This window comes from Lysinibacillus sp. UBA5990, assembly GCF_002429815.1.
Taxonomy (GTDB): domain Bacteria; phylum Bacillota; class Bacilli; order Bacillales_A; family Planococcaceae; genus Lysinibacillus; species Lysinibacillus fusiformis.
Genome location: NZ_DJAY01000009.1, coordinates 158,596 through 171,986 on the forward strand (window position 1 = coordinate 158,596; position 13,391 = coordinate 171,986).

Below are 13,391 nucleotides of genomic sequence, written 5' to 3' on the forward strand. Positions count from 1 at the left end.
GATATAAGGTTCTCCGTAACCAGTCTAAGTGCGGTTTTAACTAGTAACCTACTTTACACGGAAACGGTCAACACTCTGTTTCAATTCATCCGCCAACCCATAAAGCATAGCTGCAAAACTGGCTACCTCTTGCATGGCTGCAAGTTGTTCTTCTGATGAAGCGGCGATGTGAGCGGAATCGGCTGAAGAAGAATCTGCGATACCCTCCAGCACTGTTAATGAAGCCGCAACTAACTCACTTCCTGATGACAGTTGTTCCGAAGCAGCAGATACTTCGTCAATCTGATCGGACACTTTCTGAATCGACTCCACGATCGAACTAAATGTTTGCCCTGCCTTATTCGCAATGTGTGTACCTGCCTGGGCCTCTGTCATTGATTTATCCAAAGAAACCACTGTTTTACTCGTGTGATCGCTGATACCTTGGAGGATGCCAGTTATTTTCTCCGAAGAGATTTTGGACTGTTCAGCGAGTATACGAATTTCTTGAGCCACAACGGCAAAACCTTTACCATGCTCACCAGCTCGTGATGCCTCAATCGATGCGTTAAGTGCAAGCAAATTGGTCTGATTAGCAATGCTACCTATTAATGTAACCATTTCACTAACTTGTTCGCTTAATTTCTTCAGTCCATGGATTGCTTCGACCGATGTTTTCAAGTTTTGTTCAATTGTGCTCATTTGAGCAACTGTTGTTTCTATATCCTTCATTCCTGCATTTGCGCTATCTGCTGTAACCGAAGCCAATTCTGAGACGACGGAGGATGCATCTACGATTCTATGAATACCCATTCCCATTTCCTTCATTGCTTGTTGACACTCATTAGTGTGACGAAGTTGTTCATCGAGCCCAACAGCAATGTTTTGAATGGCATCTGTGATTTCTTGTGTAGCTGTTTCGGTCTGGGCAGCGCTTTCTTGTAATTGAGAAGAAGATACAGCAACTTCATTCGAAGATTTTTGTATGTTATGGGTCAATACCCGAAGTCCACTAATCATCTGATTAAATGAACTTGCAGCCTTACCAATCTCATTATGGTTCAGTACAGGAATTTCAACGGTTAAATCGCCTTTCGAAGCATGTTCAGACACTTCAGCTAAACGTGCAAGCGGGCGCAACATTTTACGAAGAGTGAATACAACCAACCCAATTAACATAAGTACAAAAAAAATACCAACCGTGATATTCGTCCATAGAATCCGTTGAAGTTCCTTTTTAACAATCCCGTAATCGAAATCGACACCGAACAACGCAACTGGTTTCCCACTTTCGTCATTAATCGGTGCTAAATACGAGATGAAAGTTCCACCTTCATCAGTGTAAACATCAGTTAATGTGCTACCGTTTCTCATTGCATCTTCGTAATTTTTAAGAAATTCCGAATCTATTTCATATAACGTACCTAACTCTTCAGCATATTCACCTGGATCTCGACCATACTCTGAGTTATATAAGTATTCTTTGCCATCCTTCCTGATAATGTCCGGTGTTAATAAATAGACATCCACTACCATTTGATTAGATTTCATGGAGTTCAAACTATTAGGGAGTTCCTCGAATGGTTTTCCCTCCAATGGTTGATGCTCAAGAATTGTCTTCGTTGCTTCGGCAACAAGAGGTTCATTTTGTTGAGTTATAGATTTGAATACTTTTCCATATTCATCAAATTGGCGAAAGTACGCTCCACGTTGATCGCGTATGGACAGGGAAATCATTAATCCGATAACGATAATTATGAGGGCGGAGAGAAATAACGAGCTCGTCAATACTAAACTTCTAGATTTTGCTTTTTTAGAGAACTTAGTGTTCCTCCTGGTATTTAATAATTTTTTTCTTCCAATAAAGGGAAAACCCATTTTCATTACACCTTCTATTTTAGCTTTTATCTATAATAATACACATAGTTGAGATTAGATCCCCGCTTCACGCAAATATGTAATCCTTTTTATTGTGATGGAGGGCTTAATATTCATAGTAATACACTGTTTCAAATCAACCAGTTATACATAAGTTATACATAAATTATACAATTATAAAATATTTGGAGCAAAGTTTATTTTAGTTCCTCTTTATCCCCTGTTCATCAAAGTTAGCAGCAAAGTTATTGAGCTATATTATAAAATAATTTAAATTTTCTTTACTTGAATTTTAGCTGTCAGGAAAGAACCAGGGTTTTCTATAACAATTACAATCCGATAAAATTTAATAATAATGGAGAATGTATTTTCATAATCTCTATGTGTCATAGCATTATACTTAGTAAAAGAAAATAAAAACAGCCCAACTAATCTCTTAGTTAGACTGTCATCTCACAGCTATTTTCAACTTTATTAATAATTAATCTTCAGTAACGTAGAAAACCGCACTTACTTATGATACGGTTCTCCGTACCTAATGTAAGTGCGGTTTTATTATTTTAACTTCATATAGAAAATAAAAAAGTGAATTATGATTTCTCAAACCTAACCAAAACTTATAACTTATGTGCTTATGAAATCAAGAACTGAAATTATTGAGTTTTAAAATGGTAAGGATTTAAGTTCTTTCATGCACTCATCTTCTTTATACCCCATCTTTTTAAGTATTTTGTACTGTGCAATTTTACGAAGTCCGCCAACGTATCTACACAACACCATCTCTTGACGAGAAGACACTCCAACATTTGACAAACATTCCTTAACAATTTTCAACTTGGTTATTGCCTCATCATTATCTATACAACCAACATAATTCCATGATGCACTAGTAATGTTACTGTCTCTTAATGCTTTTCTATACGCCTCATTTCTAAATACCTTGTCTTTTTCTATAATATTACCAAGGATCCTCTCAGCTAAAATGGACTCTTCTACCAACATAGTTCTTGCTGGTTTTTCTTCCCAAGGATGTGTTCCTACACCTAGCCCTCGATCTGCTCTAACACTTATAATCAGTTTTCTATATATATATTTAATTAAAATTTGTTGCCACTCTTCTGGATATTCAGCTGCTGTAAAAGTAGAAAAATACTTATCTAAAATACTACTCTCTTTTGAATATGCCTTATCCAAATCATTGTGAAGTCTATAATTATCTTTAGTCATAACTCTATCATGCTGACCAGCAATTACTTGATCGAGAGAATATTCATTTTCTCCCTTACCAAATTCATGTACAGGAATATTCCTCATAATATCTAATGTAAACGTATTAGCCTTTATCCCAAGCTCTGAAATCATTTTTTCAAACTCTTCATCTTTACGACTTTCATTTTCTGGTTTGAATGCTTCCAATAATTTCACTTTCACTTCTTCCAGAAACAGCTCTTCAGGAAGTGTGATTTCATCTCGATCCATTGTTGGAAAAAGAATGCAGTGGCTTGCTGGATCCAAAACATCTAATTCTGTAGAAATGATGTTCCCTTTAAGGTCCTTAAATAATTCACTGTAAGCCTCCATATCTTTACGTACTGCTATTCTCGCGTCCTCATATTTTTTATGTGTAAAAAAGAAGCCTTCCTTTTTATATAAAAAGGCTACTTTACTTGTTGCAACATCTGCCTTTATCTGTGTCACAATTTTTCGTAATGTCTGAGATTCATCACCATTATCAGGCTTTACTAAAAATAGATAAATATCAGATTTGGCAATCTTAGCTGCCTCAACATTACCTGAAACACCTGGTGTATCTACTATTTCAATGCTTCCAAGACCACACTCTCTAAGAAGCTCCTTACAAAATACACTAGGTCTTTGGAATGTATCAATATAGGTATTACTATTCTTCCTATTAGGATAAAGCTCTTCTATAGATCTAATTTCTCTAATGACACCTTCGATTTCAACCATTTTTTGGACTTCATCCTGCAAGTATGATTTATCTACCAATTCTGATATTCGGTTCTTTAATTTCTTAAGTTCGTCATTTTCATCTTCTACCCTATAAATACTATTAAAATCTGTATGAAACACAAAACTCTCTAATGTTACATACTCAGATATTTTTATAAATATAGGACATGCAGTTTTATCACTGTTATTTCCACAAAACAAATTAACAAATCCATTACGATCAAACACAAATCTTGAATTAACAAAAGATTTCCCACCACGTGCACGTCCAATTATAGCCATACGTTTTGATGATATTTTCCCTGTTGAAATCACATCATATTCATCTTTAAATTTTCTCTTAAGATATTCAACAATATCTTCTGCCTTCCATATCGGACCAGCAGATGTATCAGTATATGGTGTCGGAAATTTTGAATCACGTGATCTCCAATTAGAAATATTACTATTACTAGTGCCGCATAATTTTGCCACATCGCTTAATCCTAATAATTCCTTTTCAATAATCATAAATACGCCTCCGTTAACATTATTCACAGCATTTGTGAATAATGTTAACAAATACTGTAATTTTATTATATGTAATATTCAATTAATTAACAACCTTAAAATAAAATTGAATTAAAAAAGCTATGGCAACAAGAAATATTCTTGCAGCCACAGCTCCTATCATTAAAGTTATAAAGTTTCCCCTATAATTACAAATTGCTTAATAATGAATACTGGATAATTTTGGTCAAATTCTAGGATACAGTCTTTTTATTTAACCACATAAGTATCTGAATACTTATAATAAACTTGCCTTGAATTTTCATAAATCTTACCTGAATAAGAATCTACTCGATAAAGATCTATTCTGCTCCCATCTGGTGAAAATTCAATAGTTTGAACATCCCATTGCTTTTTATCACTATCCGTATTAATATCTGAAATTTCAATGGTATCGAAATTAGTTATTTTATAATCCCTTACTAACCCATTAATTGTACCGTTGAAGGAATCGGTTACAAACTTATTCTCAGTAAAATAGACCAAATCAGAATAATCACTATTCATCATATCTTCCTCGCCTACCCAAGAGCCTACAATCATTTCTTTGACTTCTTCAGTTGTAAACAGTAGTGTAGTATCTAATGTGCTGTATCCAATGAAGTCTATTGGACTGCTAAAATTACTACTTGTAAAGTAAACGCTATTTGTTATATTTTCGTTTATGACTGTATCATAAACCAACTCAAAGAATTCCCCACTCTCTGAAATCCCCTCTTTTGTTGGTTTACCAAGCTTTTCTCTAACATTATCTAAAGTATCGCCAATCTTAATTCCATTAAATAAATAATCGCTACTGCTTATCTCTAGGCTTTCTAACTTTTGAGAGCTATTTAAAGAAATAGATAAACCATCATAGCTTAAACTTTGACCATCTTCCCATTCATACAAATCTTGAGGGTGTCCAAGTAAAGCTATCATTCCTTCTTTGTCAAATGAAACTATTTCAAGTAAATCTAAGTTGTTACTTCCTTTTGGTTCTTCATTTTTAGATGTAGCTTCTTCAACTGCTACTTCATTTTTATTTTCATGAGATACTTCATCAGTAATTTCCCCATTTGCGTCGTTGGCTTCATTATTAGCATTGCTACAGCCAGAAATAATGAAAGCAAAAGTAATCGGTAATAACATTTTTCTAAAAAACTTCAAGTAAATCCATCCCTTCATATACGGTTTATAAATTCAATCATCTTAGAGTTTTTAGTGATCGTATTAAATTAAAAAGCGTGCAATCAAAGCCTGACCTTGATATCACAGCTTTATATAAATTGGTAATCTACTTAGAACATTTTTTACATATCTGTCCCTTGAAACATGTATTGCAGGTGAAATGATCACATGCTGGGCAGGTTCTTAACTCAGAAACAAATTTCTTTTTTAGACAGCATCTGCATTTGCCATATCCACTTTCATTGAGCTCATTAGAATTGACCATCGCTCTTCCCCCCACAATTAATAGCCACGTTGTTTTAATACCATTCTTGCAGCTGTTCTTCTGTTTTTGGCAGTTGTTGAATTGCCAGCAGATGTATCAGTAGCTATCCTTTTCAGCTCTTCATCAGAATAAAATTCTAACCTCTCCACCTCAGCTTTCATGCTGTCCTGCATATCTCTAAGGTTGTTAAAACCTTTGTTCATCATCTCTCCGAAAAACGACATATAACTTCCCCCCAATTTTATTTTTCACTGCATAACCTACTAAAAGGCATTATCGTATTGTGTCTTTATACGAGTTTCTTTTTAGTATTTTCATAACCCAACTATAAGAATAGTCATATTTCCGCGCTAACTCTTTAGCGTTTGTCCCATCAAATTCTTTAATGATTTGCTCGTGCAAAAAATCTTCTGATAACAAACGCTTAGGAAAGGTAACATATTGACCAGCGAAATAGTTATATACGCTTAACGTATTTTTATAGCCAATTAACTCAACAAAATCTTTATATGCTCCGTTGAAGCAAGAGCTATCTAGTTTACTACTATCGATCACTTTCCCCTCCTTATTAGTTATTTTCAATATGCCATTTCATCATTTGATAATCACTTCGATTATCAAATGGATTATCCTAACTAAAATCCACGTTTAGCTATACTTGTACAATCAAACTAAATAGCAATTAAAACCAAAAAGGGAGCAGATAAGTCATCTGCTGATGACCTATCCGCTCCTTGCTCTGTTAAATAATCTAACACCGTATTATTAAATTGAATTTGAATGCTATCAACCTCACGCTTATCATTCAGTGTTATATTTTTAATGATTAACGTAACCAAATGCTTCTGCTGTTCTTGCGTTATTGCCTTTTTGAATACTTTCTGGAAATTTGCCATGACCTCTTGAATGGTTGTTTCATCGATCGTGTGTACTTTCAATGATTGCAGTTGTAGCTTGATTGGCTGAAGTCGTAGCTCTAGTTGCTCGATTAGCTCATTCACCGTGGCAAGCCTTTGTTGCAAGTCCACTTTCTTGATGATGTCCTCCTCGTAGAGCTCCATCGCTTTATCCTTTTTACGTTTAGCATGCTCTAGTTCCTTTAGGAGAGCTTGATGTTCCTGTTGCAGTTGCTCATCTTGGTTCAATCGCTTACCATTTACTCGCTCCGCAACTTCTTTGATGAGCTGCTTGTTTGTCGCAAGCTCTTGGAGTTTCTCAAAGATGTAACTTTCAGCTTTATCTGCACGTACCGAATTTGACCGACAAACTGCTGTCCCTTTGTTTTTCCAAGCTCCGCAAGCGTAGTATTCAAGTGTTTTACGTGTTCCGTCCTTTAGCTTATTAACTGTACGCATGACAACCATTCCAGCACCACATTGAGGACACTTCATGACACCAGTGAAAGGAAATGTCCCTCCATGTACTCGGTTAGGCTTATTTGATCTCTCCTTTAGGATATGTTGTGCCTTCTCCCAATCTAACTGCGAGATGATTGGCTCATGCTGACCTTGCTGTAACACTGGATTAGGATTTATATCCCCTCTACGTTTATCTGTCCAATTACGCCGCACATCATAACGAATCATGCCTACATATACTGGATTTTCAAGAATTGTTTTGATTGTACTAATTGAAAATGCCTTACCTCTTTTACCACGATGACCTTCTTGATTAACACGATTAGCAATCGCTTTATACCCATTACCAGCTAAATATAACTCAAAGATACGTTTAACTGTTTTAGCTTCTTTTTCGTTTATCACAAGCCTTGTATGTTTACGCTTATCACCTTCATTTGAAACATCCTCAAGGTCATAACCTAACACACGACCGCCATTCCACTTACCTTCTCTAGCACGAGCTAACATCCCCATCTTTACATTTTCTGAAATTGTATTACGCTCAAACTCTGCAATAGCTGCTAGCATATGAAACTGAAGTTTACCTGGAGCAGTCTCTGTTTCATGATTTTCAGTGTATGAACGAAAACTAATATAGTTTTGGTCAAACATCTTTTCGATTTTTAGTAAATCTAAAATATTACGTGCTAAACGATTAGTTTTCCACACAAGTACAACATCAAACTTTTTATTTTGTGCATCTTCTAGAAGCTTAACTAGTGCAGGTCGTTTCTTAATAGATTTACCACTAATACCTCGATCAGCGTATACTTCATACACAATGTAACCATTCTTTTCACACCATTCAGTTAGCAAGCGTTGTTGCTCATCAATTGAGTAACCTTCCACTGCTTGTTCAGTTGTAGAAACGCGAGCGTAAATTGCTACTCGTTTAACTGATGCTGTAACTATTTTATGCTTTTTCTCATTCAGAAATTGATCGAGTTCATGCTGCATCATTGCACACATTTGCTTGTTCCTCCGATTCTAATGTTTGTATTAAGTAGTTTTCGCACATTTCCGCTAACATATCTATAATTGTCATAACTTTATCATCCTTTTATGTTAATAGAGGCGAACAGTAATTAATTTCCTATTCACCCTTAAGTATCTCTCAAACGGTACTATCCAGTTTAAAAAATGAATCTCTCCTCGAGTTTAATTTCTTTATTCGATCCAAAACTCGCTTGATTAAACTTCGGAGAATAACTGATTACATTTTCAGATATCCCCTCAATCGAGGTAGTATGATTGGTAAAATAAAATGCATAGTGCATTTGAATATCAAAAAATGGAGATTGAATTTTACGTAAGAACATTTTAAAATCCATTACCAATTGAATATATTCTGCTTTACTTGAAGCAATTTGATAACCATTTGATTTCCAGTAAATTTCAATATATCCTACCTCATAAACACAAACTTCTACTGGTCTAATAGAAAGCTCCGATAAGTAATTTATAATGTATTCTAATTCAGCTGAATCCATAACGTTATCTACACTCTTTTTCAAGTGAATTTCAGCTGTAAAATACTTTATAGCGTGTTCCCCATCATAAGTAGTTGGATCTAACTCTTCCATCATTAACTCGGATGTTTCTTTCACTAAGTCCATTTCAGCATTTATATATTTCATTATTTATCCCTCATTTTTTATTAATTAATATTGATGAATAATTACATATGACTAATCTCATGATTATCAACAAAATAACTCATCTTCTATTTCAACTAAATCTTTAGCAGTCGCTCGTTTTCGAGGCAACCTACTAATTTCTTCGGAAGTTAGTGTTGTTGGAATAAACATTCCGTCAAATTTAATTCCATAAGTCATGACACCATTTTTAGTACCTTCATATCCCTTAATTACTCTGCGAATATGGTATTTATTTTGTTGACTGTCCTTTTCTTTTTCAAGAACCCCCAACTTATCAAGCTCACGTAACACTACTTTTGTGTCACTAAATCCAGCTAAACTTACCATCTTTTTAAATTCATTCGCCAAGACAAATACAGTAGTAGTATTTCCTTTATTAATATCTATTCGCCCGTATATTAATTGTGATTCATTAATGCCTTGCCCTTTAATATAGAAATGCTTTTGATGCTTCAGAACCCATTCTCGAATATATTCAAGTGCTTTTGGTCCAATTAAACGCTCTTCTAAAGAAGCCATTTCCTGCTGTATTAACATTTGGCGTACACCTTCAACATCCAAATTAAAATCAAATGTTTCGTTAAGCAATTTCGTTGTCATTATAACCAACGCAAATTTCTTACTAATTCGATTTATAAACTTGGAATTAGGGAGATGATTTTCCATCGTTTTAATCTCATACTCCCAAGCAACTTGAAAATGTCCTTTACTATATTTGAGCAGATTCTCAATAAACAATTTCACACCATGTCCGTAATTAGCTGAAAAGATATGATTTAATTTCGTTGCTTGTTCCTTATCTTTTGTCCATTGAATGCCTTCAAATTCAAATACTCTTGCTCGAATACCTTCATTTTGATTGGTTTGCCCAATTATTGAAGATTCACCTGTCGTAATGATTGTCGTACCCCAAGCTGCTCGTTCGCGTACTTCTGCATTACGATTCTGACGAGCTTTCTCAACATTTTTTGCCCATTTGTAAAGAAAGCTCGTTAGTTTATCAGGTTTCATCGAGGTCATCGTAGTTTCATCAAATGTAATTGGAACACCGTAATTTTTTGTAATCAATGATACTAATGCATTATCTGTACCATCAAAACTTTGAATCAAACTATTCGGACCCTCTTTTGGATCTCCGTAGCCCGAAACGGCAACCATTGCAGCTGTACTTTTACCTGTCGTACTATTACCGCTTAGATGAAATAACAAAGAATCTTGAGGGATACCTAATATTTGATTAATGTAGCCTACTAACGTAGCTGAAAATCCTAAACACAATGCTAATTCTAAAGGTGTGTGTCCTTTAATATATTTTTCGATGGTTTGTTCCCAAACAAATAAACTACCTTTTGGTTGAATATTAAACATACCCTTGTACTCTGCATTAGTTTTATCACCAAGACTTAAGCTAGCATGTTTAAACAGGAGTTTTTTCTTGTATGTTCCCCATCCCAAATAATTATATTGGTAAGAAATTGGCGTATGTCTTTCAGATTTCACTAAATAATCAATTACTACTTTATGCTTCCAAAGCGTAACATCAGCACCTTTTCTTTGAAGCATGCTGAAATCATTTTGAGTTAGCTTGGAACGATGGATGGAATCGGTGAACCACCCATCGTTGCATAAAAATGAAATTTCCCAAATAAGCTCTTCACTTTCTAATACTCGAATTACTTTAGAAAGGTAGATAGGACTGCTAATCCAGTGCCATTCATACTTATCTTTTTTTTCATTAAAAATTGATTGATATAAGCCCGTTTCATCACAATAATAATTATCTACCTCTTTTAAAAACGCCATAAGCGTTACCTAAATTAATTCAAAGTAGAAAAGAATTCTACCGTGATTTTTAGTTCGGTATCGATGAAATGACAAGCTCGTACATTTAGAAAAATCCAAATCAAATTGACTTGCAATTGTTTTTATTAATCTGCTATTGTAAACTATCGCTTTGCCACTACGAGAAGAACATCTAACAGACTGTACCGATAAATTATCAGCATTGGTTATAACTAAACCTGTCGGATTCGTTCCAATATACAACGAGCTAGGATTGTTCAACATTTTTGTCAGCTCTCTAGATAGCTCTAAGCGTACGCTTGTATCAGCAACTACAATTTTCAGTGGTGCTGCATAGCCTCGCCCTGCTGAAATTGCTGTTGATTGTTGGTTTAAAATTTCTTCTAATGTACGGTCTAGTTCCTCTTTTTCATTTTGAAGAATTACTAATCCTACATTATTACGACTTTGACTCATTCGACGTCTACCTCTACTTGGGCTGTGGATTGACTCGTCCTTTCTATTCTGTTCCAAGTCGTCTTCTGTCAGCTCTTCCTCTTCGTCTAGCTCAAAGTCGTCTTCTGTTAGCTCGTCTTCTTCATCTAGCTCAAGGTCGTCTTTTGTTAGCTCGTCCTCTTCGTCTAGCTCAAGGTCGTCTTTTGTTAGCTCGTCCTCTTCGTCTAGCTCAAAGTCGTCTTCTGTTAGCTCATCTTCTTCGTCTAGCTCAAGGTCGTCTTTTGTTAGCTCGTCCTCTTCGTCTAGCTCAAAGTCGTCTTCTGTTAGCTCGTCTCGTTGATCCTCCATCACTTCTAAATATTCATCTTTATCGTAACTCTCTTTTTTCATTACAATCCACTCCTAAAGTTTATTTAAACATGTGAATGTTTAATGACCTCAGTCTAAATGAATAAAGTAAAAAGCAATCCCCATCTTTGTATACCGAATACAAAAGGGGGATTGCTTTTAAAGTAACGATTTAATTTTATCTTCGATGCTATTTATATAGGTCTCTAAATCTATATGTAAATCATTAAAAATATCTACTCGTTGTTCTATTGTTAAATGTGGGTATTTTTTTTCATTAAAGATGGCACTGAAACGTTGTTGAATCGGAACTCGTGAATGAAGCATCTCGTTTATAATCTTTTCTGCTTTTAATTCATTAATTCCTAACTCAGAAGTAATTGACATAGCAATTTTCTGTCCTTGTATATTGTTAAATTGATAACCAATTAATTTATTTATAATTTTCCTAAGTCTAAGTATTTCATTTTGTTGCCTACCATTAAATCCATTTCTTTTTAATTCTTTTTTGTTTAATTTATGAATAGGTGTCTTCTTTAGATTGAAATCTAATATTTTTACAACTAAGTCTTTCGATTGCACTGGAAATAAAAACTGTTTACTTTCTTTAAAAATACTAGGTTCAATACCATATGCTTTTATTATTTTTTTGAATTTATTTTGTTCTCTTTCTATCGTTTTTTCATAATTATTTATATTATTTGTATCTCCGTCTTTTAATATTGATTCAATATAATGATTTCCTATTCTTTCTTGAATAATCGCTCTTAATGTTATTTTTTCCACTGTTCATTACACACTCCCTTAAGTACAATAATTCCCCCTTTCCCCCTACTTTTCAAGTATCAAAAAAAGAATGTGCACTTAGTACACATCCCTTATCTGTATCAACTCGACAAAATACACAATCAATCACACGTACTGATACTATTAATTTTAACGATTTTCATTAATGATTTCTTTTGCTACTTCTGTTGCAACTGCAACAACTACCGCACCAATTACTTTATCCCACATATTAACCCCTCCTTGTTTTATAGCTGCTGGAACATAGATTTAGTTACTCATCCCAATCTAAAGGCGTGTAATTAATGAACCAACGCACATATTTGTCGTACGCTAATGTTTCGGTATCTTGTACTGCTATTCGCATATATTCATCTCCATGCTCGTCTGTATATACCACTGTCGATGCTACAACTAATTCATCCAATGTTTCTAAAACATCTATTGGGATTAGCATTTCATCTATTTCATCTTTATAAAGGGAAATTGTTTCATAGCCAATTTCATTTAGGCTAATCTCGATGCCTTTTTGCTGTTTGAACACTATTTGAAACTTTACAATCGGACCCATTCGCTCGTCCCCTTCCTTGTTACACACTCATTTCTACATATTCATACGGAACCAAATTCCACTCATTTTTAACCGCTGGATACAATGGATGAAAGCCTCTCCTACCTCTTGGACATTCGAGTTCAAGTAAATTTGCTTTTTTATCAAGTAGAATGGCTACCATCATCTTTAGGCGACTAACTGCAAGCTTATTTGATTCTATACCTGTACCCACAGCAATAATGACATCATCTACTTTTGTCATTTCCTCTTGCAGATACTTTAAATTTTCAACTGCTGATTCATTGGAATTTGCACCTATAATTGTAGGAAATAAATTCATAATGATTACAGAACCATAGTCTAACCTTGCTAAATTATTCGTCACGTACATTGTCGTATGATCTTGTTCAACTTCATTTGTTTCGCCAGCACTTTTCATAATGACAAGTGCAGCCTTTTTACTTTTGTTCCATTCCTTCCGCACAATATACTTATTTGCTAAAGCATCATCAAAGACAATTTCTGTTTTTAGCGTACTTTTAAAAACCTTCATCTGCACTAATCCTTTCATTGCAAATTAAAAAGCCCTAACA

General features: G+C 34.6%; 12 protein-coding genes. All 12 read right to left on the reverse strand.

Features of this window, described 5'->3' with window-relative positions; all coding sequences use genetic code 11:
• Positions 1 to 48: 48 nt before the first annotated feature.
• The gene (locus B3D94_RS06335; protein ID WP_291755809.1) at positions 49 to 1,767 is read right to left on the reverse strand and encodes a methyl-accepting chemotaxis protein; all 1,719 of its coding nucleotides are present in this window, start codon (positions 1,765 to 1,767) and stop codon (positions 49 to 51) included.
• A gap of 753 nt (positions 1,768 to 2,520) precedes the next feature.
• Positions 2,521 to 4,341 (reverse strand): hypothetical protein, encoded by a 1,821-nt coding sequence (locus B3D94_RS06340; protein WP_069483130.1) that lies wholly within the window; start codon positions 4,339 to 4,341, stop codon positions 2,521 to 2,523.
• A gap of 249 nt (positions 4,342 to 4,590) precedes the next feature.
• Positions 4,591 to 5,529 (reverse strand): hypothetical protein, encoded by a 939-nt coding sequence (locus B3D94_RS06345; RefSeq protein WP_291755812.1) that lies wholly within the window; start codon positions 5,527 to 5,529, stop codon positions 4,591 to 4,593.
• A 303-nt stretch (positions 5,530 to 5,832) separates the two neighbouring features.
• The gene (locus tag B3D94_RS06350; protein WP_069483128.1) at positions 5,833 to 6,039 is read right to left on the reverse strand and encodes a hypothetical protein; all 207 of its coding nucleotides are present in this window, start codon (positions 6,037 to 6,039) and stop codon (positions 5,833 to 5,835) included.
• Between the two features lie 49 nt (positions 6,040 to 6,088).
• Positions 6,089 to 6,370 carry a Mor transcription activator family protein gene (locus B3D94_RS06355; RefSeq protein ID WP_069483127.1) on the reverse strand — a complete coding sequence of 94 codons (282 nt, stop codon included), beginning with the start codon at positions 6,368 to 6,370 and terminating at the stop codon, positions 6,089 to 6,091.
• 116 nt (positions 6,371 to 6,486) lie between these two features.
• The gene (locus B3D94_RS06360; RefSeq protein ID WP_291755815.1) at positions 6,487 to 8,184 is read right to left on the reverse strand and encodes a recombinase family protein; all 1,698 of its coding nucleotides are present in this window, start codon (positions 8,182 to 8,184) and stop codon (positions 6,487 to 6,489) included.
• Between the two features lie 164 nt (positions 8,185 to 8,348).
• Positions 8,349 to 8,852, reverse strand: coding sequence for a hypothetical protein (locus tag B3D94_RS06365; RefSeq protein WP_069483126.1), 504 nt, complete (start codon positions 8,850 to 8,852; stop codon positions 8,349 to 8,351).
• Positions 8,853 to 8,918: 66 nt separating this feature from the next.
• Positions 8,919 to 10,676, reverse strand: a complete 1,758-nt coding sequence (locus B3D94_RS06370) for a DUF927 domain-containing protein (protein WP_291755819.1) — start codon at positions 10,674 to 10,676, stop codon at positions 8,919 to 8,921.
• A gap of 9 nt (positions 10,677 to 10,685) precedes the next feature.
• Entirely contained in the window at positions 10,686 to 11,501 is an 816-nt protein-coding gene (locus B3D94_RS06375; protein ID WP_291755820.1) for a hypothetical protein, read from the reverse strand.
• 117 nt (positions 11,502 to 11,618) lie between these two features.
• The gene (locus B3D94_RS06380; RefSeq protein ID WP_069483123.1) at positions 11,619 to 12,245 is read right to left on the reverse strand and encodes a hypothetical protein; all 627 of its coding nucleotides are present in this window, start codon (positions 12,243 to 12,245) and stop codon (positions 11,619 to 11,621) included.
• Between the two features lie 274 nt (positions 12,246 to 12,519).
• Positions 12,520 to 12,816, reverse strand: coding sequence for a hypothetical protein (locus tag B3D94_RS06385; protein WP_069483122.1), 297 nt, complete (start codon positions 12,814 to 12,816; stop codon positions 12,520 to 12,522).
• A 19-nt stretch (positions 12,817 to 12,835) separates the two neighbouring features.
• Positions 12,836 to 13,351 carry a DUF1643 domain-containing protein gene (locus tag B3D94_RS06390; RefSeq protein WP_069483121.1) on the reverse strand — a complete coding sequence of 172 codons (516 nt, stop codon included), beginning with the start codon at positions 13,349 to 13,351 and terminating at the stop codon, positions 12,836 to 12,838.
• Between the last annotated feature and the right edge of the window lie 40 nt (positions 13,352 to 13,391).